Annotated in this window: 20 protein-coding genes and 1 tRNA gene; 14 read left to right on the top strand and 7 right to left on the bottom strand. The window is 65.0% G+C overall.

The genetic code is table 11. The features are described from left to right. The first annotated feature begins 25 nt into the window (after positions 1–25). The 3 genes from CXQ91_RS18970 (at position 26) to CXQ91_RS18980 (ending at position 2,682) form a co-directional block, all read left to right on the top strand. Positions 26–514, top strand: a complete 489-nt coding sequence (locus CXQ91_RS18970) for an 8-oxo-dGTP diphosphatase (protein WP_104175444.1) — start codon at positions 26–28, stop codon at positions 512–514. A 174-nt stretch (positions 515–688) separates the two neighbouring features. Beyond that, positions 689–1,195: an RNA polymerase sigma factor gene (locus CXQ91_RS18975; RefSeq protein WP_104175445.1), complete on the top strand. Its 507-nt coding sequence runs from the start codon at positions 689–691 to the stop codon at positions 1,193–1,195. Further along, positions 1,192–2,682, top strand: coding sequence for a hypothetical protein (locus CXQ91_RS18980; protein ID WP_104175446.1), 1,491 nt, complete (start codon positions 1,192–1,194; stop codon positions 2,680–2,682). The genes CXQ91_RS18975 and CXQ91_RS18980 overlap by 4 nt, the downstream gene beginning before the upstream one ends. A 106-nt stretch (positions 2,683–2,788) precedes the next feature. Here CXQ91_RS18980 and CXQ91_RS18985 read toward each other — a convergent pair whose 3' ends face one another. The 4 genes from CXQ91_RS18985 to CXQ91_RS19000 all read right to left on the bottom strand — a co-directional run bounded on the left by CXQ91_RS18985 (position 2,789) and on the right by CXQ91_RS19000 (position 7,072). Further along, positions 2,789–3,928 carry a bifunctional 2-methylcitrate synthase/citrate synthase gene (locus CXQ91_RS18985; protein ID WP_104175447.1) on the bottom strand — a complete coding sequence of 380 codons (1,140 nt, stop codon included), beginning with the start codon at positions 3,926–3,928 and terminating at the stop codon, positions 2,789–2,791. 66 nt (positions 3,929–3,994) lie between these two features. Beyond that, positions 3,995–4,900: a methylisocitrate lyase gene (gene prpB, locus CXQ91_RS18990; RefSeq protein WP_104175448.1), complete on the bottom strand. Its 906-nt coding sequence runs from the start codon at positions 4,898–4,900 to the stop codon at positions 3,995–3,997. Beyond that, positions 4,900–6,420 (bottom strand): MmgE/PrpD family protein, encoded by a 1,521-nt coding sequence (locus CXQ91_RS18995; protein WP_104175449.1) that lies wholly within the window; start codon positions 6,418–6,420, stop codon positions 4,900–4,902. Before CXQ91_RS18995 ends, prpB begins: the two co-directional genes overlap by 1 nt. Before the next feature lie 10 nt (positions 6,421–6,430). Next, positions 6,431–7,072 (bottom strand): GntR family transcriptional regulator, encoded by a 642-nt coding sequence (locus CXQ91_RS19000; protein ID WP_104175530.1) that lies wholly within the window; start codon positions 7,070–7,072, stop codon positions 6,431–6,433. 174 nt (positions 7,073–7,246) lie between these two features. Here CXQ91_RS19000 and CXQ91_RS19005 point away from each other — a divergent pair, with 174 nt between their 5' ends. Then, positions 7,247–9,148, top strand: a complete 1,902-nt coding sequence (locus CXQ91_RS19005) for an AMP-binding protein (RefSeq protein ID WP_104175450.1) — start codon at positions 7,247–7,249, stop codon at positions 9,146–9,148. A gap of 41 nt (positions 9,149–9,189) precedes the next feature. On the opposite strand, the gene CXQ91_RS19010 is transcribed toward CXQ91_RS19005, so the two are convergent. Both CXQ91_RS19010 and CXQ91_RS19015 read right to left on the bottom strand, forming a co-directional pair. Next, entirely contained in the window at positions 9,190–9,900 is a 711-nt protein-coding gene (locus tag CXQ91_RS19010; RefSeq protein ID WP_104175451.1) for a response regulator, read from the bottom strand. Beyond that, complete coding sequence (locus CXQ91_RS19015; protein WP_258074131.1) at positions 9,900–11,585, bottom strand: sensor histidine kinase; 1,686 nt, start codon at positions 11,583–11,585, stop codon at positions 9,900–9,902. The genes CXQ91_RS19010 and CXQ91_RS19015 overlap by 1 nt, the downstream gene beginning before the upstream one ends. Before the next feature lie 140 nt (positions 11,586–11,725). Here CXQ91_RS19015 and CXQ91_RS19020 point away from each other — a divergent pair, with 140 nt between their 5' ends. The 10 genes from CXQ91_RS19020 to CXQ91_RS19065 all read left to right on the top strand — a co-directional run bounded on the left by CXQ91_RS19020 (position 11,726) and on the right by CXQ91_RS19065 (position 21,466). Then, the gene (locus tag CXQ91_RS19020) at positions 11,726–13,069 is read left to right on the top strand and encodes a cation:dicarboxylate symporter family transporter (protein ID WP_104175452.1); all 1,344 of its coding nucleotides are present in this window, start codon (positions 11,726–11,728) and stop codon (positions 13,067–13,069) included. Positions 13,070–13,302: 233 nt separating this feature from the next. After that, positions 13,303–14,202 carry a ParA family protein gene (locus CXQ91_RS19025; protein ID WP_104175531.1) on the top strand — a complete coding sequence of 300 codons (900 nt, stop codon included), beginning with the start codon at positions 13,303–13,305 and terminating at the stop codon, positions 14,200–14,202. 71 nt (positions 14,203–14,273) lie between these two features. Then, positions 14,274–15,116: a ScpA family protein gene (locus tag CXQ91_RS19030; protein WP_258074137.1), complete on the top strand. Its 843-nt coding sequence runs from the start codon at positions 14,274–14,276 to the stop codon at positions 15,114–15,116. A 101-nt stretch (positions 15,117–15,217) separates the two neighbouring features. Continuing rightward, the gene (locus CXQ91_RS19035; RefSeq protein WP_374953682.1) at positions 15,218–15,802 is read left to right on the top strand and encodes an SMC-Scp complex subunit ScpB; all 585 of its coding nucleotides are present in this window, start codon (positions 15,218–15,220) and stop codon (positions 15,800–15,802) included. Between the two features lie 109 nt (positions 15,803–15,911). Beyond that, entirely contained in the window at positions 15,912–17,105 is a 1,194-nt protein-coding gene (locus CXQ91_RS19040) for a pseudouridine synthase (RefSeq protein WP_104175454.1), read from the top strand. Positions 17,106–17,108: 3 nt separating this feature from the next. After that, entirely contained in the window at positions 17,109–18,218 is a 1,110-nt protein-coding gene (locus tag CXQ91_RS19045; protein ID WP_104175455.1) for a prephenate dehydrogenase, read from the top strand. Continuing rightward, positions 18,218–18,931, top strand: a complete 714-nt coding sequence (gene cmk, locus CXQ91_RS19050) for a (d)CMP kinase (RefSeq protein WP_104175456.1) — start codon at positions 18,218–18,220, stop codon at positions 18,929–18,931. Before CXQ91_RS19045 ends, cmk begins: the two co-directional genes overlap by 1 nt. A gap of 64 nt (positions 18,932–18,995) precedes the next feature. Further along, positions 18,996–19,679 (top strand): 1-acyl-sn-glycerol-3-phosphate acyltransferase, encoded by a 684-nt coding sequence (locus CXQ91_RS19055; protein WP_104175533.1) that lies wholly within the window; start codon positions 18,996–18,998, stop codon positions 19,677–19,679. A 10-nt stretch (positions 19,680–19,689) separates the two neighbouring features. Further along, positions 19,690–21,240 carry a ribosome biogenesis GTPase Der gene (der, locus tag CXQ91_RS19060; RefSeq protein ID WP_104175457.1) on the top strand — a complete coding sequence of 517 codons (1,551 nt, stop codon included), beginning with the start codon at positions 19,690–19,692 and terminating at the stop codon, positions 21,238–21,240. A 149-nt stretch (positions 21,241–21,389) separates the two neighbouring features. After that, a tRNA-Pro gene (locus CXQ91_RS19065) sits at positions 21,390–21,466 on the top strand. Positions 21,467–21,554: 88 nt separating this feature from the next. Here the strand turns inward: CXQ91_RS19065 and CXQ91_RS19070 are convergent. Further along, the gene (locus tag CXQ91_RS19070; protein ID WP_104175458.1) at positions 21,555–22,445 is read right to left on the bottom strand and encodes an Fpg/Nei family DNA glycosylase; all 891 of its coding nucleotides are present in this window, start codon (positions 22,443–22,445) and stop codon (positions 21,555–21,557) included. Positions 22,446–22,589 lie beyond the last annotated feature (144 nt).

The raw sequence follows: 22,589 nt of genomic DNA on the forward strand, positions 1-22,589 counted from the left end.
ACCCGGCCGGGTTACGCTGTTGACCATGACCTCCGTTCCCGTGACCCTGTGTTTCCTGCTTCGGGACGCCGAAGCAGGGCTCGAGGTCCTGCTCGGCCTGAAGAAAACCGGATTCGGCACCGGCAAGATCGTGGGCCTCGGCGGTCACGTCGAAGCAGGCGAAAGCGACGCCGAAGCAGTGTGCCGGGAGGTTCTCGAGGAAGCAGGCGTCATGGTCCTGGAGGAGGACCTCCGGCACGCCGGCGTAGTGGAATTCGTGTTCCCCTCGCGGCCGGAATGGAACATGCATACGCGCCTGTTCACCACGCGGCGCTGGGAAGGCGAGCCTTCCGAGAGCGCCGAAATCGCACCGGAATGGTTCCGTGCTGGGGCGCTTCCCGCGGACCGCATGTGGCAGGACGCTGATCATTGGCTCCCGGTGGTGCTCTCGGGAACGGAGATCGACATTGTGATTGTCCTCAACGATGACAACGAAACGGTCCGGAAAGTGCTGGACAATGCGGCCAACCGCTAGACGGCGCATCAGGTAGACGGCAAGGCGCCGGCGTCATCCGCCGGCGCCTTTGCTATCCCCGGCAACCGGCAAAAACTGCAGGAGAATATTTCCAGCGGAATGTAACCGCACCACCGCCTGCCGGAAACTACACAGTTAGCCTGCAGATCAGGGCACTACGTAATAGGGGGAATCGTGCTTTCTGAGCGCGAACTGGCATTTATTGCCCTTCACAAGGACAACTACCCACGGGTGTACTCGTACATCCGGCGCCGGATCGATGATCCGGAGCTCGCCCAGGAGCTCGCCGCTGATGTCTTTCGGGTGGTCTGGCAGAAACCGCAGGCAACAGGGTCGGAAATCGCCTGGCTGCTGACCATCGCCCGGAACCTGGTGGGAAACGCCTACCGGGCCAGGGACCGCCAGCAGGCGCTCCAGGAGAAACTTCGGATCGCCACCACAACGACTTTCGAAGGCAGCGACGAGAACGCGACAGTACACGATGCCATGGCCGCGTTACGCGAAAAGGACCGGGACATCCTGCAGTTGGCCTATTGGGACGGGCTGACCATGGCCGAAATAGCCGGCGTACTGCGGTGCACTGAATCTGCCGCCAAGGTCCGGCTGCACCGGGCACGGGCGGCATTCAGAAAGCATCTGTCGGCCCACTCGGAATCGATCACACAGAAAATGGGTGCATGACCATGGATCCGATCAAGAACCTGATTGCAGGCGCGGACCCGCTCCACTCCGATCCTTCCGGCATCCCCGACGGTGAAACCGCCCTGCGCCGCATGCTCTCCGAGCCGGCAGCCTTCAGCGACGACGCAACCGTGGGTATCGCCTCCATGGATGACGCCCGACGGCGCCGCCGCGCCAAAGTTGCCGGGCTGGTGACCATTGCGGCAGCGGCCGTCGCTGCCGGTGTGCTGGTGGCCAGCAACCTCGGAGCCCTGACCTCAGCGCCCGAGCCCGCAAGCACCGTGGCAGCCACGGAAAGCGCCGCCCCGACACCGACTCCTTCGGCCACCGACACGCGCACTGCCACGCCTACTCCCACGCCCAGTGCTGCGCCCGTCGCGTGGACGAAATTCACCGACGCCACAGGCCAGGCGACGTTCGAACTCCCGGTCGGTTGGACGGTGACGGAGGCACCGAACACGATCCAGGGGGCCGGATACAACGTCATTGAGGTCAAAAATACTGATGGCAAGAAGGTCGCGAGCCTGGACCTTATTTATGACCGGGCGGCAGGCTACACCTGCCCGATGCCTAAGCCCTTCTCCACCTTGGATGCGGTGGTCTTGGACATTCCCCAGAAGGCGGCGAAGCTGAAGGACCGGGGTCCATCGGAGTTTGTGTTCCGCGTCATTCAGTCTGACAAGGTCTACGGAAGCATGGCCCTCAATGATGCTGAACTGGCGCACGGGACCACGACGTGTGTCCTCCACAACAGCATCCTGGGACCCGAGGGCGTTCCCATTGTCAGCTTCGGCGATACGTGGTCCTTGCAACAGGATGGCATGGACGCTCCACTGACGTTCGCCTCCATGGCAGAAGCTGAGGCCTTCATGCAGACCCAGGAGTACCGGGACATCAAGCGGATGCTGATGTCCCTTGAATTGCGGTCCGTCACGAAGCAGGTGGAGTGGAAGAGCTACACCAGCGGGAATGGACTGGGCACTTTCGAGTACCCGGACAACTGGACCGTCGCCGGCCGGGAAAACGGCCGCTATTCAGACGTCGTCAACGCATCAGGCCGGACGCTGCTCACGCTCGGCTTCAACCAGACCCGGAACATGCCGAACCTCATTTCTCCCTGCCCGCCTTTCACCGTTCTGGACAGCGCCCCCATGTCCTTCCCCAGCAACCGCCAAGGAGGGCGGGCCATTCCGCCGCAGTTTATCTTCCGGGTTTGGGATGTGACGTCTATTGCCGGTGACTCAGCCCCCTTCGCGGCCAACCTGGGCATCGCCGATGAGAGCTGGGGCGTGGACGGCACCACCTGCGACCCCCAGAACGTGGTGAGAGGCCTGCCGTCAGGAGAGTATTTCTTCGCCCAGAACTACAACACCGGCGCCGCGTCGGACCTGAAGTTCTATTCCATGGACGAGGCCCGCGCCTACATGGAAACCGAAGAGTTCAAGACACTCAAGCGCATCGTTATGTCCCTGAAGATCAACGGCTGAGAGCCCTGCTACCAGACGAACGACAGCGGGGCCGGTCACCTGTGAAAGGTGACCGGCCCCGCCGTCGTGCTCCGCCCCCAAGACCGTGTGGCCCCGGGCGGAGGGTTTACGAAAGGTGCCGTTCCTCCACGCCGTTGTACTCGCTCAGCGGTCGGATGAGGGAGTTGGCATCGAGCTGCTCCATGATGTGCGCGGTCCAGCCGGTGATGCGGCTGGCAACGAACAGGGGAGTGAAGGTATCAGTGTCGAAGCCCATGAGGTGGTACGTGGGGCCCGTGGGATAGTCGAGGTTCGGCTTGATTCCCTTGGCCTCGTCCATGGCGGTCTCCAGCCCGTTGTAGAGCCCCAGGAGTTCCGGACGGCCGTAGTGCGCGATCATCTTGTCCAGCGCGGCTTTCATGGTGGGGACGCGCGAGTCGCCGTGCTTGTAGACACGGTGGCCGAAACCCATGACCTTCTTCTTCTGGGCCAGGGCATCCTCCATCCACGCCTTCGCCCGGGCGGCGGCGTCCTCCAGGGATTCCTCCGGCCGGATGCCGATCTCGTCGAAGGTGTGCATCACGGCTTCGTTGGCGCCGCCGTGGAGCGTTCCCTTTAGAGCGCCGATGGCGCCGGTCACGGCGGAATGCAGGTCCGAGAGCGTGGACGTGATCACGCGGGCCGTGAACGTGGAAGCGTTGAAGGAGTGCTCGGCGTACAAAATCATGGAGACATTGAAGGCGTCGACCACTTCGGGGACGGCCTCCTCGCCGAACGTCATCCAGAGGAAATTGGCGTCGTAGCCAAGGTCATCACGGGGCTCAACCAGGTCCTGGCCGTGGCGGCGGCGCTGGTCGTAGGCCACGACGGCGGGCATCGCGGCGAACAGATCCATGGCCTTGGCCAGGTTGGCTTCGCGCGAGGAGTCCTCGGCGAGTGGGTGCCGTGCGCCCATGACCGATGCCGCCGTCCGGCAGACATCCATCGGGTGGGAGGTGGTGGGCAGGGCGTCGATCACCTGTTTGACCACCGGATCCAGGGCACGTCCGGCGCGTTCCTTGGCCGTGAACTCGGCCAGCTGCTCCGGCGTGGGCAGTTCGCCGTTCCAGAGCAGGTAGGCCACTTCCTCGAAGCTGCACCTGGCGGCCAGTTCCTGGACGGGGTAGCCGCGGTAGAGCAGCGAGTTCGTGTCTGAATTGACCTTGGACACCGCGGTGTAGTCCACCACGACGCCGGCGAGGCCCTTTTTGATCTCATTTTCAGCCATGCTGAAACTCCTTCGTTCCTTGTGCCTGTGGGCCGGCCGAAGCCGGAAGTCCGGGATGGTTGGGGGTCAGTGGGTACCTGGAATCTTGAAATTGAAGACTCCGGTGTCAAAGCGGTTGTAGGCTTCGTAATCCACGAGGTCGTACAGCCGCGCACGGGTCAGCATGCTCTCTACCTGTGCCTCCTGGGTGCCGTCGGACCTGATCGATTCCAGAGTACGCTCCGCGGCGCCCATGGCACTACGGAGCAGCGTGACCGGATAGATGACCATGTTGACGCCGACGCCCTGGAGCTGGTCGACGGTGAACAGTTCGCTCTTGCCGAACTCGGTCATGTTGGCCAGGATCGGTACGTCCACTGCATCACGGATGGCTTGGAATTCGCTGAGATCCTTCATGGCCTCCGGGAAGATGGCGTCCGCCCCGGCCTCGACGAGTGCCTTGGCGCGCTCCTGTGCCGCTTCCAGCCCGTCCGTGGCCCGGATGTCCGTCCGGGCCATGATCAGGAAGTTGGGGTCCCGGCGGGCGTCCGCCGCGGCGCGGATGCGCTTGGTGGCGGTGTCCAGGTCCACCACGTTCTTGCCGTCGAGGTGGCCGCACCTCTTGGGGTTGAACTGGTCCTCGATGTGGCAGCCGGCAAGGCCGGCGTTTTCGAGTTCCTGGACGCTGCGGGCAACGTTCATGGGCTCGCCGAAGCCGGTGTCGGCGTCGACGATGGAGGGCAGGTCGGTCATGCGGGCGATCTGCCCGGCCCGGGTTGCCACTTCGGTGAGCGTGGTCAGCCCGATGTCCGGCAGGCCGAGGTCGTTGGCCAGGACCGCGCCGGAAATGTAGACACCGGCGAAGCCCTTCTCCTCGATCAGCCGGGCCGAGAGCGGGTTGAACGCGCCGGGGAACTGCTGGATGGTCCCGGACGCCAGGAGCTTGCGGAACCGGATCCGCTTCTGTTCCGGGGTGACCTTGGAGTACAGCATCAGAAGAGTCCCTTCGGTGCTGCTGCCAGGTCGATTACGCCGTCGGCTGCCTTGATGTTGAGCTGGTCCAGCTCGCCGGCGGCCAGTTCCGGGAGCCGGGCTGCGGCGGCGAGGAACCGTTCGATCTCCTCTTCCGCCACCAGCCCCGCGGCGAGTGTGCGGAATTTGTTGACGTACTGTTCCCGGGCGAACGGCCGGGCGCCGAGCGGGTGGGCGTCGGCCACGGCGATCTTGTCGGTGATGACGGTGCCGTCGTTGAGCGTGATCTCCACGGAGCCGCCGAAGGCCTTCTCCGCGATGTCCAGGGAGTGGTAGCGGCGGGTCCATTCCGGGTCCTCGACCGTGGTGACCTTGTGCCACAGCTCCACGGTGTCCGGGCGGGCTGCGCGTTCCGGGGCGTAGGAGTCCACGTGGTGCCAGGCGCCGTCCTGCAGGGCGACGGTGAAGATGTAGGGAATGGAGTGGTCCAGGGTTTCGCGGCTGGCGGTGGGGCTGTACTTCTGGGGGTCGTTCGCGCCGGAGCCGATCACGTAGTGGGTGTGGTGGCTGGTTTTGATCAGCACGGACTTCACGTTGGCGGGGTCGGCGACCTCCGGGTGTTCGCCGTGGAGCTTCCGGGCGAGGTCGATCCACGCCTGCGCCTGGTACTCGGCGGAGTGTTCCTTCGTGTAGGTGTCAAGGATGGCGCGCTTGGCCTCGCCGGGAGTCGGCAGCGGCACCATGTAGGAAGCCTCCGGGCCGTCCAGCATCCAGGCGATGAACCCGTCTTCCCCTTCGTAGATCGGGACGGGGGAGGTCTGGCCGCGCATGGAGCGGTCCGCCGCCTCGACGGCCATCTTGCCGGCGAACGCCGGGGCGTGCGCCTTCCAGGTGGAAATCTCGCCCTTGCGCGACTGGCGCGTGGCGGTGGTGGTGTGCAGCGCCTGGCCGACCGACTGAAAGATCGTTTCGACGTCGAGCCCCAGCAGGGTGCCAATGCCGGCGGCCGCGGACGGGCCGAGATGGGCCACGTGGTCGATCTTGTGTTTGTGCAGGCAGATGGCCTTGACCAGGTTCACCTGGATTTCGTAGCCGGTGGCGATGCCGCGGATGAGGTCGTGTCCGCTGGAGCCGACGTGCTGGGCGACGGCGAGGATCGGCGGGATGTTGTCGCCGGGGTGGGAGTAGTCCGCTGCCAGGAAGGTGTCGTGGTAGTCGAGTTCACGGACAGCGACGCCGTTGGCCCAGGCGGCCCATTCCGGTGCCACGCGCTCGTCGATGCCGAAGACCTTGGATCCCTTGCCGCCCGTGGTGGGCCCGTGGGTCAGTGCCTGTGCGCGGGCGGCAACGATGGGGGCCCGGTTCAGGGAGGCGATGGCCACCGAGGCGTTGTCGATCACCCGGTTGATCACCATGTCGGTGACCTCCTCGGTGACGGCGACGGGATCGGTGGCAACCTTGGCGATCATGTACGCGAGCTGGTCCTCGCGGGGCAGGTTTTCCTCGCTCTTGTAAACGCGGACGTGGTGTTCCTTGACCATGGTGCTCCTTTTAGTGAGGTGTATGCGTGACTTTGACGTGGGAAAGACTTCGGTGCAGATGAAGGGTGGTGGCCGCTTCGGCCAGCCGGGGATTGCCTGCGGCGATCGCTTCCGCGATGGCGGCGTGCTCTGCGGCGGCCGCGGTGAGCCGCTGTGTGTCGTCGGCGGCCAGGCGGCGGACCCGGACCAAGTGCACACGGAGGCTGCGCATGGCCTGGGCCAGGTAGGAGTTGGAAATCGCGGCGTCGATGGCCGCGTCGAGACGGCCCGCCAGCTCGTAGTAGGCATGGCGTCCGGGATCGCTGCCGTTGATCAGCTCCGGAGCCTGGAGGAGCTCAAGGCGGAGCTGTTCAAAGGTCGCGGAGTCGCCGCGCTCGGCGGCCAGGGCGGCCGCCTTGCCTTCAAGGGTTTCGCGCAGTTCGAAAAGCTCGTCGATGTCGTCAAGCGAAATATCGGTGACGACGACGCCGCGGCCGCCCGCCGTTGTCGTCAGGCCCTCCGCGGTGAGCCGGCTCAGGGCCTCCCGGAGAGGTGTGCGGGAGATGCCCAGCCGCTCGGACTGCTCCACTTCCGCGAGGACAGTCCCGGGCAGGAGGCGCCATTCGATGATGTCATCGCGCAATGCCGCATAGGCCCTGTCGCTGGCGCGCATCTCTGCCTCCTTCATTGGTTGACGCTCCTCAGTGTATACACAGAAGGCTTGATTGCCCAGCAAAAGCTACACTTCCGCTATTTTCTTCCCTTCTGTGTATACAAAGAGCTTGTGCGTGCCACCGGCCGGGGCTAGCATGGGCGTCATCACAATGTCGTGGACGGGATGCATCTCATGGTTACCAGGAGTTATCAGGACACTTATGCACGGAGCCTGGAGGAGCCGGATGAATTCTGGCTGGATGCTGCCGGGAAGATCTCCTGGACGAGGCCGCCGCAGCAGGCCCTGGATTCCAGCCGGGCACCGCTTTACAGCTGGTTTCCGGACGGCGTCCTCAACACGTCCTACAACGCCCTCGACCGCCACGTGGCAGCCGGGCGGGGCGAACAGGATGCGCTGATCTACGATTCCGCCATGCTCGGGACCCGGCGCCGCTACAGCTATGCGGAGCTCACCGGACTGGTGGCCCGCTTTGCCGGTGTGCTGCGCAGCCAGGGCGTGGGCAAAGGGGACCGGGTGGTCATCTACATGCCGATGATTCCCGAAGCCGCCATCGCCATGCTGGCAACGGCGCGGCTTGGTGCGGTCCATTCTGTGGTCTTCGGCGGTTTCGCGCCCAAGGAGCTCGCTGCCCGTATTCGGGACGCCGCGCCCGCCGTGGTGGTCACGGCTTCCGGCGGAATCGAGCCATCGCGCCGGATCGAATACCTTCCTGCTGTCGAGGAAGCCCTCCGCCTCGCCGGCGCTCCGGGACTCCCCGTGATTGTCACGGCGCGGGATGGATTTGCCTCCTCAGTGTCTGACCACCCGGGCTGGCTGGACTGGGACACCGAGATGGCGGCCGCTGAACCGGCGGCGCCGGTGGACGTCAACGCCACTGACCCGCTCTACATCCTCTACACCTCGGGAACCACGGGTGCACCCAAGGGGGTGGTGCGGGACAACGGCGGCCATGCCGTGGCGCTGAGCTGGACCATGGAAAACGTCTACGGCGTCGGCCCGGGGAACGTCATGTGGACCGCTTCCGACGTCGGCTGGGTGGTAGGACACTCCTACATCGTCTACGGGCCGCTGCTGGCCGGCGCCACCACCGTCCTCTATGAGGGGAAGCCGGTAGGAACACCTGATGCGGGCGCTTTCTGGCGCGTGATCCGGGACCACAAGGTCAATGTCCTCTTTACCGCCCCCACAGCGCTGCGCGCCATCCGCAAGGCCGACCCCGAAGCGAAACTGCTGCGGGACTACGACATCTCCAGCCTGCGAACGCTTTTTGCCGCGGGGGAGCGGCTGGACACCGATACCTTCCACTGGGCAGCGCAGACCCTGGGTGTCCCGGTGGTGGACCACTGGTGGCAGACCGAGACGGGCTGGGCCATCTGCGCCAACCCGCGCGGGCTGGAAGAGCTCCCCATCAAGGCAGGCTCGCCCAGCGTTCCGATGCCGGGTTTCAAGCTCAACATCGTCGACGGACTGGGGGAGGACGTCGAAACCGGGACGGAAGGAAACATTGTGCTCGGGCTGCCGCTGCCGCCCGGTACGCTGACCACTCTCTGGGGCGACGACGAACGCTACGTCTCCTCCTACCTCCAGGCCTTTGAGGGCTCCTACGCCACCGGCGACTCCGGCTACCGGGACGAGGACGGCTACGTGTTCGTGATGGGCCGCACTGACGACATCATCAATGTGGCGGGGCACCGGCTGTCCACCGGCGCCATGGAGCAGGTCATCGGACAGCACCCGGCGGTGGCCGAGTGCGCGGTGATCGGCCTCGCGGATCCGCTGAAGGGCCAGCGGCCCAGCGGCTACGTAGTACTCAAGGCGGGCGTGGACGTGCCCGAGGACATTCTGGTCAAGGACCTGATCGCGCTGGTCCGCCGGGACATCGGGGCGGTTGCGGACTTCAAGCACGTGGCAGTGGTGGAGGCTCTGCCCAAAACCCGTTCGGGCAAGATCCTCCGCAAGACCATGCGACAGATCGCCGACGGCGAGGAGTACGTGGTGCCGTCCACGATTGAGGACGCCGGGGTCATCGACCAGCTGATCGGGACCCTTCGCCCCGCCGGCCCCCGGAAGTAACAGGTGGGATCAGCCCTGCGCTCGCCGGCAGTGTCCGGCCGTCAGCCCCGGTTCCAGCGGTACTCGTTCTCCGGCCTGCCCGGCGCGCCGTACCGGGCGGTCCGGGAGACGGTTCCGGCGTCCGCCAGGTATTCGAGGTAGCGCCGGGCGGTCACGCGGGACATCCCCAGGGCGTCCATTACCTCCGTGGCCGAAACTGCGTCCTGCTGCTGCTTCATGAACTCCTTCACGGCGTCGAGGGTCGACGTCGACAGGCCCTTGGGCAGCGGCAGCTCGCTCGGGGCCCGCAGGCTCGCGAAAGCCTGGTCAACGTCGCTCTGTGAGGCCCCGGACCTGGCCCCTCCCGAGCCGGCGCCGAGCTGCTCCCGGAACTGCTGGTAGCTGGCCAGCTTGTCCGCAAACGTGGCGTAGGTGAAGGGCTTGATGAGGTACTGGACAACGCCAATCGACACGGCGCTGCGCACGATGTTGAGTTCGCGAACGGCCGTAATGGCAATAATGTCGGCCAGCAGTCCTGAAGCCCGCATCCTCCGGGCAATGTCCAGGCCATGGAGATCGGGAAGGTTCATGTCCAGCAGGACCAGCTCCACCGGGTTGCCTGCGGCCGAGAATTCTGCCAGCAGACGCAGCGCCGATTGACCGTCGGGGGCCGTACCGGCTAGGGAGAAGCCTTTGAGCCTCCCCACGTAGGCGCCGTGCGCGGCCGCTGCTACGGGTTCATCCTCAACGACGAGGACTCTGATATCGCTCATTAAAGCTCCTTGGTGGTGCCGGCTGTTGTGCCGGCCGCTGCGCCTGGCGGGGCGTCGGAGGCGGTGCCTGAACCGGTGGCGGCGGGGAGGTGAATGTGGAAATGCGCCCCGCGGGGATTCGTGATGGTCATGGTGCCACCGAGCCGGTGGACCGCCTGCCGCACCAGCGCCAGGCCGAGCCCCCGTCCGTACTTCCCGGGCGCCTTTGTGCTGAAACCGTATCGGAACACGTCGTCCACCGCATCGGGGTCGATTCCGCGGCCGGAGTCCTCCACGGTGATGTCCACGCCCCGGACGCCCGTATCCACCGACAATTCGACCCACTTGGGGGCCGGCGCGTCGGCTGCAGCGTCAATGGCGTTGTCCAGCAGGTTGCCGAGGATGGTCACCAGGTCCTGCACGGCCACGCCGGAAGTCCCGGCCGTACTGTTCGCCTGCAGGCCAAATTCGACGCCACGCTCGTGCGCTTCTGCCGCCTTGCCCATGACGAGGGCGCTCAGGACCGGTTCCTCCATGGAGCCCACCATCTCGTCCGTGAGCTGCTGGCTGAGCTCGAGGTCCTTGGTGGCAAAATCCAGGGCTTCGTCCGCCCGCCCCAGTTCCATCAGCGAAACGATCGTGTGGAGCCGGTTGGCGTGCTCATGGGTCTGGGCCCGCAGGGCGTCGGAAAGCGTGCGCATGGTTTCCAGTTCGCTTCCCAGGGACTCGATCTCCGTACGGTCGCGGATGGTTGCGACCGTGCCAAACACCGCCGGGCGCTGCCGGCCGGCAGAGGATGCGGGTCCCACCGCGGGCCCCTGGTTGATCACCAGGACCCGGGGTCCGGCCAAATGGATTTCATCCAGCACGGTCCTCCCGGATTCGAACAGGTCCTTCAGGCTGGTTGCCAGCGGGAGGTCCCTGATCAGGACGGCGTCGGCAGGGTCGACCCCCGAGGAGCGCGGGGCCAGCCCCAGGAGTTCTGCGGCCTTGTCGTTGTACATCACCACACGGCCCTTGGGATCGATGAGGATGACCCCTTCCCGGACGGAGTGCAGGACGGACTCGTAGTACGCGAACAGCTGCGCGAGCTGTTCAGGCCCCCAGCCCCGGGTGACATTGCGCAGGTAGCGGCCCAGCAGCCAGGACGCCACTGAGCCTCCCACCAGGAGGGCAAACGCAATCGCCAGGATCGCCGGCAGCCGGGCGGCGAGGGCAACGTCCACTGTATTTACCGTCACTCCGGCGGCCACCAGGGCCTTCACGTTTCCAGCTGCGTCCTTGACGGGTGCGATGGTGCGTACGGACGGCCCCAGCGTGCCGGCCGTGATTTCGGTGAACACCTCGCCGTTCAGGGCGGCGTCAATCGAGCCGATGTAGGGCTTGCCGAGTTCCTCGTCCCGCGGGTGGGTCCATCGGGTCCGGTCCGGAGCCATGATGGTGATGAAATCCGCGTCGGCGTCGCCCATGACATCCAGGGCGTAGGGCTGAAGCACAGCGGACGGGTCGGCCGAGCCGGCGGCCTGCAGCACGAGGGGATTGTCGGCAATGGACGTGGCAATGCCGGACATGCGCCGTCCGGCCTCGTTGTAGGCATGGTCCCGGGCATCGATGAAGGTGGCCGTTCCCACTGTTGCGGTCAGCGCGAGCATGAACAGCAAATGCGCCACGAACAGCCGGCGCGCAATGCTCCACTTATGCCTCATTCCAACCTTCCATGACCAATATGAACGCAACGGTGAGCCAGGTCACCCTATGCCCAATGATGGATATCACACCGGACGGACGTGAAGAGCCCAGAGAATGTGCCGCAACGTCTTCCAGATTATCCATAAGGAGACACATCATGGCTTCTCAACGAGGAGAGTCAGCCGCGCCTGTGAAAGCAAAGCGCAAGGGACTCGACAAATCGCACTACCTCTACATCGCCGTCATCGTCGCCGTCGTCCTCGGTGCAGTGATCGGATTGCTGTTCCCGGAGGTCGGCAAGTCACTGAAACCGCTGGGCGACGGTTTCATCAAGCTGATCAAGATGATGATTGCACCCATCATCTTCTGCACCATCGTGCTGGGCATCGGTTCCATCGCCAAGGCCGCCACCGTAGGCAAAGTCGGCGGACTGGCCCTGGGGTACTTCATCCTGATGTCCACCTTCGCCCTGGCCATCGGCTTGGTCGTAGGCAACCTCATCCACCCGGGCGAAGGGCTTAACCTGACCCCGTACGATCCCAACAAGAAGGCGGCCACGGACAGCACCGTCGACTTCCTGCTTGGCATCATCCCGGGCGACATTCCGGTGCTCCCCACACTCCTGGCCGCCATCCTGGTCGGCTTCGCCCTCCAGAAGATGGGCCCCCAGGGTGCCCCCATCCTCAAAGCGATCGGACACGGGCAGGCCCTGGTCTTCCGCATCCTCATCATGATCATGTGGCTTGCCCCCGTCGGCGCCTTCGGTGCGATGGCCGCCGTCGTCGGTGCCACCGGCTTCCAGGCAATCGTGAGCATGTTCACCCTCATGATCGCTTTCTACATCACCTGTGCACTGTTCATCGTCGTGATCCTGGGCGGACTGCTGCAGGTTGTGGCAGGGGTCAACATCTTCCGGCTCATGAAGTACCTGGCCCGGGAATACCTGCTGATCTTCTCCACCTCTTCCTCCGAGGCCGCACTGCCGCGCCTGATCGCCAAGCTGGAACACCTGGGCGTCTCCAAGCCGGTTGTCGGCGTCACGGTTCCCACGGGCTACTCCTTCAACCTCGACGGAACCGCCATCTACCTGACCATGGCGTCGCTGTTCGTGGCCAACGCCATGGGCACCCCGCTGGACCTGGGCGCCCAGATTTCCCTGCTGCTCTTCATGATCATTGCCTCCAAGGGTGCCGCCGGTGTCACCGGCGCAGGCCTGGCAACCCTGGCGGCCGGCCTCCAGGCCCATGCACCGCAGCTGCTGGGCGGCGTGGGCATGATCGTCGGAATCGACCGGTTCATGTCCGAGGCCCGCGCCCTGACCAACTTCACCGGTAACGCGGTGGCCACGGTCCTGATCGGCACCTGGGTCAAGGAGATCGACGGCGGCCAGGTGGAACGTGTCCTGTCCGGCGAAGAGCCCTTCGACGAGCAGACCATGATCGCAGGCCACCACGTCGCCGAACCGGAAGCCCAGGCCAGGCCGGTTGCCGCGAACGCCTGAGCCGGTACCTGAGCCAGAACCGAAACCGCCCGTGCAGGGTCATCCTGCACGGGCGGTTTTTCGTGCCCGTGGCATCAACCTTCGACCTCTACCAGAAGGTAAAGGCTCAATCAAGGGCGCGTGTCAAGTTCCGTTGAATCACGGTTGCGGCGCTGTAACCTTGGGTGGAAGAACCATCGGCGCTGAACATTCAGCGGCAGGACATCAACGTCATCGAAAGTGTGGATAGATACGTGAGCAGCGAACAGGGTTCCGCAACTCTGGAAGGCACCGAACTCGACCTGGAAGACGCCATCATGGGTCCCACCGGGCGCCCCTACCGCGAATTTCCCGAGCCTGCGCCGCTGTCGTCCCACGGCCCCGCCCGTGTGATCGCCATGGTGAACCAGAAGGGTGGAGTCGGTAAAACGACTTCCACCATCAATCTGGCCGCCGCGCTCGCCGAATACGGCCGCCGTGTCCTGCTGGTGGATTTCGACCCCCAGGGGGCGCTGTCCGCCGGTCTCGGGACGAATCCGCATGAACTGGACCTAACGGTCTACAACGTCCTGATGGACCGCAAAGTGGACATCCGCGACGCCATCCAGCACACCGGCGTCGAGAATGTTGACCTGTTGCCGGCCAACATCGACCTCTCCGCCGCGGAAGTGCAGCTGGTCAACGAGGTTGCGCGTGAACAGGTGCTGGACCGTGCCTTGAAGAAGGTCGAGGACGATTACGACGTCGTCCTGATCGACTGCCAGCCATCGCTTGGCCTGCTGACGGTCAACGCCCTCACCGCCGCCCACGGCGTCATCATCCCGCTGATCTGCGAATTCTTTGCCCTGCGCGCTGTCGCGCTGCTGGTGGAAACCATCGACAAAGTCCAGGACCGGCTGAACCCCAGGCTGCAGGTGGACGGGGTGCTCGCCACGATGTACGACGCCCGCACATTGCACAGCCGCGAGGTCATCAGCAGGCTGGTGGAGGCGTTCGGGGACAAGGTCTTCGAGACCGTCATCAAGCGCTCCATTAAGTTTGCCGACGCCACAGTGGCCGCGGAACCGATCACCAGCTACGCCGCCAACCACATCGGCGCCGACGCCTACCGCCGCCTGGCCAAAGAGCTGATTTCGCGCGGCGGCGCGCCCTAGCCAAGGCTGTGGCACTGGCAGGCACCCCGCTCGCTCCCACCCGCCCCCAGGCAGAGCCGGAGGCAGGGCCGCTGGCGGATTCTCCGGCAGGCCCGGCGGCGGAGCCAGCGAAAAAACCCGGCTTCGAAGTCAGGCTTGCCAACTTTACGGGTCCCTTTGACCTGCTGCTCGGCCTGATCACCAAGCACCAGCTGGACATTACGGAAGTGGCCCTGGCCACCGTGACCGATGAATTCATCAAGTACATCAAGAACCTGCAGCAGCTGGGCGAGGAATGGGCGCTCGATGAGGCCAGCGAATTCCTGGTGATCGCAGCCACCCTCCTGGACCTCAAGGCCGCCCGGCTCCTGCCGGCGGGCGAGGTTGAGGACGATGAGGACATCGCCTTGCTCGAGGCGCGGGACCTCCTCTTCGCCCGGTTGCTCCAATACAAGGCCTTCAAGCACGTGGCCGGACTGATCAATTCCACCCTGGAGCTTGAAGCCCGCAGCTACCCGCGCCAGGTGGCCCTGGAAAGCCACTTCGCCGCACTGCTGCCGGAACTGGTGTGGCGCCATACGCCGGGGCAGTTCGCCGCCTTGGCGGAAGCCGCCCTGAAACCCAGGGAAGCCGCCCCGACCCAGATCGGCCTGGCACACCTCCACGGCAGCACCGTCAGCGTCAAGGAGCAGGCCGAAATTCTTGGACTGAAACTCCAGCAGGGAAGGCCGCTGTCCTTCCGGGCACTGATCGCCGACGCCGAGTCCACGCTCGTCGTCGTGGCCCGTTTCCTGGCCCTCCTGGAAATGTTCAGGGACAAAGTGGTCGCGTTCGACCAGCTCCTGCCGCTGGGCGACCTCACGGTGCACTGGACGGCAGCGGATGATGAGTGGAGCAGCCAACATCTCAGCGAGGAATACGAGGAACAGCCGTGAGCGCTACGTCGCCGGATCCAACCACCAGCGGGGACGGGGAGAGCGGACTGAATGTGGCCGATCTCCCCGGCGGCGAACGCGCCGCCATCGAGGCGGTGCTGATGGTGATTGACCAGCCGGCCACCGCCACGGAGCTCGCCGCCGGGCTGAACCTGACGGTCGACGCCGTCGAGAAGCTGCTCGCGGAACTTCAGCGCGAGTATAACGGCTATACTGTTAATGCCCCGGACACGGACGTTGCCAGCACTGCGTGTATCAACACTGCTGGCCACAAATCCAGCCCCCGGGGTTTTGAATTGCGGAATATCGCCGGAGGCTGGCGCATCTATTCCCGCACGGAGTTCGCCGACGTCGTCGGCGGGTTCGTGCTGGAAGGACAGACAGCCAGGCTGACGCAGGCGGCGTTGGAAACGCTCGCCGTCATCGCATACCGCCAGCCCGTATCAAGGGCCAGGGTGTCTGCAATTCGAGGAGTTAACGTTGACTCTGTCGTGCGGACGCTGCTGCAGCGGGGACTGATCGAAGACTCGGGAACCGATCCCGAGTCCGGAGCCATCCTTTACCGCACGACGTCGTATTTCCTGGAACGCATGGGAATCGGCTCGGTGGCTGAGTTGCCGCAGCTTTCACCCCATCTTCCGGGGCTTGAAGGCATCGAAGAGTTCTACGACGCCGGAAGAATGTAGGCAGTATCCCTGCCTGCGCACAAGTATCCACCAGGGCGGACTTAATCCGCCCGGCTGGCCAGTGTTGTCGGGAGACAACCTCGCCGGCCAACATAACGAAGGACGGGTCATGACACAGGCGGGACGCCAGGGTTCACCACGTAACAGTTCGGGACGCAACAGCACCGGACAAAACAAAGCCGGACGCAATCCGGCACAGGGCGGCAGTCGTGCAGGCGGTGCCGGCTACAAGGGCGGCGGCGACCGTCCCTTCAAGCACCCCAAGCCTCGGGAAGAGGCCTTCATCGATCCGGACCTGCAGGGTCCGGCCGGCGAAGCGGCAGACCGCCCGGCATCCGGTGACTGGAAGCAAGGCAAGCCTGCAGCCCGTAAGCCCGGTTCACGCAAGCCCGGCGCCGGCAAGGCCCCCGGCACTCCCGGAGCCCTCAAGCCCAAGCCACGGTCCGCCGCAGCCAAGACATTCGGTACGCGCGCATTCGGCGGCGAACGGTTCGGCCAGAACCTCGGAGCCGTCCGCAAGCCTTCGCGCAAGCGCGGACCCCGCGGCGATGTTCCGCAGTCCGAAATGCACGATGCCGACGGCATCCGCCTGCAGAAGGTCATGGCCTCCGCCGGCGTCGCTTCACGGCGCGTCTGCGAGGAAATGATCTCCGAAGGCCGCGTTGAAGTGGACGGCAAGGTGGTCACCGAACTCGGCGTCCGCGTCGATCCCAAGACTGCCGTGATCCACGTTGACGGCCTGCGCATCCAGCTGGACGAAAACATGGTCTACATGGTGTTCAACAAGCCCAAGGGCGTTGTGTCCACCATGGAGGATCCGGACGGCCGTCCGTGCATCAGCGATTTCGTCCGCAACAGCCACGGCGAACGCCTCTTCCACGTGGGACGCCTCGACGTCGCCACCGAGGGACTGCTGCTGTTGACCAACGACGGCGAACTCGCCAACCGTTTGACGCACCCGTCCTACGAGGTGCCCAAGACATACCTGGTCCAGGTCCGCGGTCCGTTCCCGCAGGGAATCGGCGCGCAGCTGAAGTCAGGCGTTGAACTCGAGGACGGATTCGCGTCGGTGGACTCGTTCAAGCTGGTGGACTCCACACCGGGGCACGTGCTGATCGAGGTTGTGCTGCACTCCGGCAAGAACCGCATCGTTCGCCGCCTCTTCGACGCCGTCGGCTTCCCTGTCCTGCGGCTCGTGCGGGTCAAGGTGGGCCCCATCGGTCTGGGAGACCAGCGCCAGGGGAGCATCCGCAACCTCGGCAAGCAGGAAGTCGGCCACCTGCTGGCATCCGTAGGGCTGTAGCGCATGTCAGCCTTTCGTACCCACGGCCGCGGGCACCTGAACGGCCCGGCGGTGGTTATCGGAACGGGACTGCTGGGAACCAGCATCGGCCTCGGACTCCGGGGGCGCGGCTTGTCCGTGTTCCTGTCCGATCCGTCACCCACCAACCAGGCGGTCGCCGTCGACATCGGTGCAGGCCTTCCCTTGTCGCGCCTTGGCGACGAACAGCCTGAACTCGTTGTCGTGGCCGCGCCGCCGGACGTAACAGCCGATGTGGTGGAACGGTCGCTGGCCGAGTACCCGGCGGCAACCGTTGTGGACATCGCCAGCGTCAAGGCCGGCATCCTGGCCGACCTGCGCGGTCGCGGCGTGGACCTTTCCCGCTACGTGGGGACGCATCCGATGGCCGGCCGGGAAAAGTCAGGACCTGTGGCGGCCCGTGGCGAACTGTTTACTTCCATGCCGTGGGTGGTGTGCCCGTCGGAGGAAACGTCGCCCGGCGCACTGCAGGCCGCCCGTGCCCTGGCGACGGATCTCGGTGCCATGGTCACCCAGTTCGGCGCCGAGGAACACGACCAGGCCGTGGCACTCGTGTCGCACCTTCCCCAGGTCATGTCCTCCCTCGTTGCCAGCCGGCTGCAGGGTACGCCCATACACGCCTTGTCGCTTGCCGGCAACGGCCTGCGCGATGTCACGCGGATCGCGGCCAGCGATCCCACGCTGTGGGTTCAGATCCTTGGCGGCAACGCGGCGCAGCTGGTCGACATCCTGCACGGGGTCCGCGAGGACCTCAACCGGCTGATCGGGACCCTCGAAGATCCCACGGCACCGGGCGCCCGCCTTGACCTGGCACAGCTGATCAGCGAGGGCAACGCCGGGCAGTCCCGCATTCCGGGCAAGCACGGCGGCCCCCCGCAGGCGTACTCCTGGCTGACCGTCCTCGTGGACGACCGGCCGGGGCAGATCGCCCGCCTCCTGACGGAGATCGGCGAGATCGGGGTCAACCTCGAGGACCTGCGGCTGGACCATTCCTCCGGGCAGAATGTAGGAATGGTGGAACTGTCGGTTTTGCCCAACAAGCATGATCTGCTGATCGAAGCACTCAACGACCGTGGATGGCGGGTACTGCAGTAATGACACAGGAACTCATCGATACCGTACCCATGCTCCGTCAAGGCAGGCCGTTGGTTGTTGCCATCGACGGCCCTTCGGGGTCCGGAAAGTCAAGCGTCAGCCGCGAAGTGGCACGCCGCCTGCGCCTCGCCTACTTGGACACGGGCGCCATGTATCGTGCCCTGACCTGGTTCTGCCTGGAGCAGGGCATTGACCTGAACGATGCCGCCGCCATCGAGCAGGCTTCCGAAGACCTGCCGCTGGAAGTCAGCACCACCCCGAACGAGGAATATGTACGGGTCGGCGGAACAGACGTCACCCTGGCCATCCGGGAACCGGCCATCTCCTCGGCTGTCAGTGCCATCGCCACCACCCTCGGTGCGCGAAAGGAACTGGTGCGCCGGCAGCGTGAGCTGATCGAGATCCACCACCGCCGCATCGTGGTGGAAGGTCGCGACATCACTACCGTCGTCGCGCCCGGCGCAGAAGTCCGCATGCTGCTGACTGCCAGCGAGGAGGCCAGGCTTCGCCGCCGGGGCGTCCAGCTGGGCGGCACGCAGACCGCAGAACAGCTGGCGGCCCAGGTCACCCAGCGCGATGCCAAGGACTCCACCGTAGTGAACTTCACCACAGCGGCGGACGGCGTTGTCACCTTGGATTCTTCGGATCTGGACTTCGACGGCACGGTTGACGCGGCCTTGGGCATAGTCAACAAGGTCGTTAATCGTGACTGACGCCGAAGGGCACGCGCCCCGCCCGTTCCCGGCGGGCGCTTCCGTCCTTCCGGGCGCCTGGACCATGGCCTGGAGCCGGCCCGTCGGCTGGTTCCTCGACCACGTTGTCTACCGGACAACTGTCCGCGGACGGGAGAACGTTCCAACGGCGGGTCCCGTGATCTTCGCAGGGAACCACATCAGTTTCCTGGACGGGCCGGTGATGTTCGGCGCCTCACCGCGCCCCATGCACATCCTGGTCAAGAAGGAAATGTTCAGGGGCTTCCTGGGGCAGGTTCTCAAGGCCTCGGGCCAGCTACCGGTGGACCGGTCCGGTGACCGTGCCGCACTGCAGATAAGCAAGTGCGCGCTCGACGCCGGCCGCTGCGTCGGCATCCTCCCGGAAGGAACCCGGGGGAGCGGCGAGGCATCCACCATCAACAACGGGGTGGCCTGGCTCGCGCTGAACTCCGGCGCGACGGTGGTTCCGGTTGCCATCCTGGGCACCAGGATCGCCGGGGAGCACCTCGACGCAGTTCCCCGGCCCGGCCGGAGACTGCACGTCAGTTTCGGCGAGGCCGTAGCAGTGGACCGCAGGCCCGGCGAGACAGGCCGTGTTTCAATGGACAGGGCGGGAAATGAGATCCGCGCTGCTCTGGCACGGCATGTCCAGCAAACGATTCAACTCAGCGGGCAGCCTTTGCCCGGCGCGGATTCCCCGCAAGAACGTCATGAAGAAGTAGCCGGGACGCCGGCAGATCACCACTAAGGAAAGTGCAATGAGCGATACGACTCAAGCCTCCGGCAAATTTGGCGCCGGCGAAGACGAATACACGCCCACCGGCACGGACCAGGTGGCAGAGCATCTTGCTGCCCTGGACGATGACGAGGCGGAGCTTCGTGCTGCCTCCCTCCGGGCAGGCCTGGACGACTACGAACTGGACGAGGAAGACGCCGCCCTCCTGAGCGGCGAATATGACGACCACGACTTCGACGGCCCGGTTAAACTGGATCCCGTCCTGGCGATCATCGGCCGGCCCAACGTGGGTAAGTCCACCCTGGTGAACCGTATCCTCGGACGCCGCGAAGCCGTCGTGGAGGACACCCCCGGCGTCACGCGTGACCGTGTTATGTACTCGGCCACCTGGAACGGGCGGAACTTCACCGTCGTCGACACCGGCGGCTGGGAGCACGATGCCCGCGGCATCCACGCCCGCGTAGCCGAACAGGCCGAGATGGCCGTGGAGCTTGCCGACGCCGTGCTGTTCGTCGTTGACTCCGCCGTCGGCGCCACCGCCACGGACGAAGCCGTCGTGAAGATGCTCCGCAAGAGCAAGAAGCCGGTCATCATGGTGGCCAACAAGGTGGACGACTTTGCCCAGGAAGCCGACTCGGCAACCCTGTGGGGCCTCGGCTTCGGCGAGCCGTATCCGGTGTCCGCACTGCACGGCCGGGGCGTCGCCGACCTCCTGGACCACGTTATGGACACCCTGCCTGAGTTCTCCACGATTGAAGGCCTGGAGCGCTCCGGCGGCCCGCGCCGCATCGCCCTGATCGGGCGGCCCAACGTGGGCAAGTCGTCGCTGCTGAACAAGCTGGCCGGCTCCGAGCGCGTTGTGGTGGACAACACCGCCGGCACCACGCGCGACCCGGTCGATGAGTTCATCGAGCTTGGCGGGCGCACCTGGCGCTTCGTGGATACCGCTGGTATCCGCCGCCGCCAGCACATGGCACAGGGCGCTGACTTCTATGCCTCGCTGCGTACCCAGAGCGCCCTGGAAAAGGCGGAGGTCGCCGTCGTGCTCCTCGCCGTGGACGAAGTGCTCAGCGAGCAGGACGTACGCATCCTGCAGCTGGCCATCGAATCCGGCCGCGCACTGGTTCTCGCATTCAACAAGTGGGACCTGCTGGACGACGAACGCCGCAGTTACCTCGAGCGTGAAATCGAGCAGGACCTGGCCCACGTGGCCTGGGCGCCGAGGGTCAACATTTCGGCACTGACCGGCTGGCATAAGGACCGTTTGGTTCCTGCCCTGGATACGGCACTGGAAAGCTGGGACAAGCGGATCCCCACCGGCCGCCTGAACGCGTTCCTCGGCGAACTGGTGGCGGCTCACCCGCACCCGGTCCGCGGCGGCAAGCAGCCCCGCATCCTTTTCGGCACCCAGGCGTCCAGCCGTCCGCCCAAGTTTGTGCTGTTCACCACCGGTTTCCTGGATCCGGGATACCGTCGTTTCATCACCCGGCGCCTCCGCGAAACCTTCGGTTTCGAGGGCACACCCATTGAGGTCAACATGCGTGTCCGCGAAAAGCGGGGCAAGAAGCGTTAATTCCGACACACCTTGCCCGTGACACCCCTAAAGTGTCACGAGCACCCTCCGGAATCGTGTAAGCTTTTGGAGGTGGTTCGGCCGGACTGCTGAGGTGAAAATCCCGGGGAAACCCGAGAGTAAACCGAGGCGGAGAACGGCGGAACTAACGGGCTGTAGCGCAGCTTGGTAGCGCACTTGACTGGGGGTCAAGGGGTCGCAGGTTCAAATCCTGTCAGCCCGACCAAAGAAACCGCTCCACCGCAGGGAAGAATCCCGGCGGCGGGGCGGTTTTTCTTTGTGCCGGTTTTTGGCGCCCCTGCCTTTGTGCGGCGCTACTTCAGGAAACGGGAGGTCCGCCGGTCGGCCAGGATCTTGCCTCCGGTCTGGCATGTAGGGCAGTACTGCAGGGCCCTGTCGGCAAAAGACACTTCCCGGACCGTGTCCCCGCAGACGGGGCAGGGCTGCCCGGTCCGGCCGTGTACCCGCATGGTGCTCCGCTTTGCATCCTTCAGTTCGTTTGGCGCCTTTCCCACGGCGTCTGTTACGGCCGCCCCCAGGACACTGTGAACGGCGTCGTACAGGACGCGGACAGTGTCGGGATCCAACGACTTTGCGATGGCGAAGGGCGAGATCCGGGCAGCGTGGAGGATTTCGTCGCTGTAGGCGTTGCCGATCCCCGCAATCACCCCCTGATTGCGTAACAGTCCCTTAATCTGCTGGGTGCTGGCGGAAAGAATTTCGGCGAACGCACCCAGGCCGAACGAATCGCCCAACGGATCGGGACCCAGGCTGGCAACCCCCGGGATATCCGTCGGATCCCTGACCACGTAGAGCGCAAGACTCTTCTTTGTGCCGGCCTCGGTCAGGTCGATTCCGAGATGGGTTTTGCCGCTGTCGGTTTCCGGGCTGTTCCTGGCGAATTCCAGCCGCGCGGCGATATACCCCTTGCCCCGCGGCATTACGGCATTCGAGGGCGATTCCGTGTACCGCAGCCAACCGGCCTTGGCCAGATGGAACGCCAGGTAGATTCCGCCGGTATCCAGGATGATGAACTTTCCCTGGCGCTGGACGTCGGTGATGGTCCGGCCTTCCAACGCCGTGTACGGCGGGTCCGCCGTCTTGAGGACCGCAAACGAGACGATCTGGATTTTCGTCAGCACGGCTCCGCGAAGCTGGGTGCCCAGGAAAGCGCTCAGCCCGGCCACTTCGGGAAGTTCTGGCATGTCACCACTGTGCCACAAGGGTCCGACAGGGCGCTCCCTGCCGCGGCAGTTGATATGCATATACTTTCAGCGGCGGCTTGTTCTGCAGACCTCCGATGACATTGCTGATTGACCGATATTCCTGGTTGACCCGATGAAAGGCCC

It is taken from the genome of Arthrobacter sp. Y81 (genome assembly GCF_002929335.1).
Classification (GTDB): Bacteria; Actinomycetota; Actinomycetes; order Actinomycetales; family Micrococcaceae; genus Arthrobacter.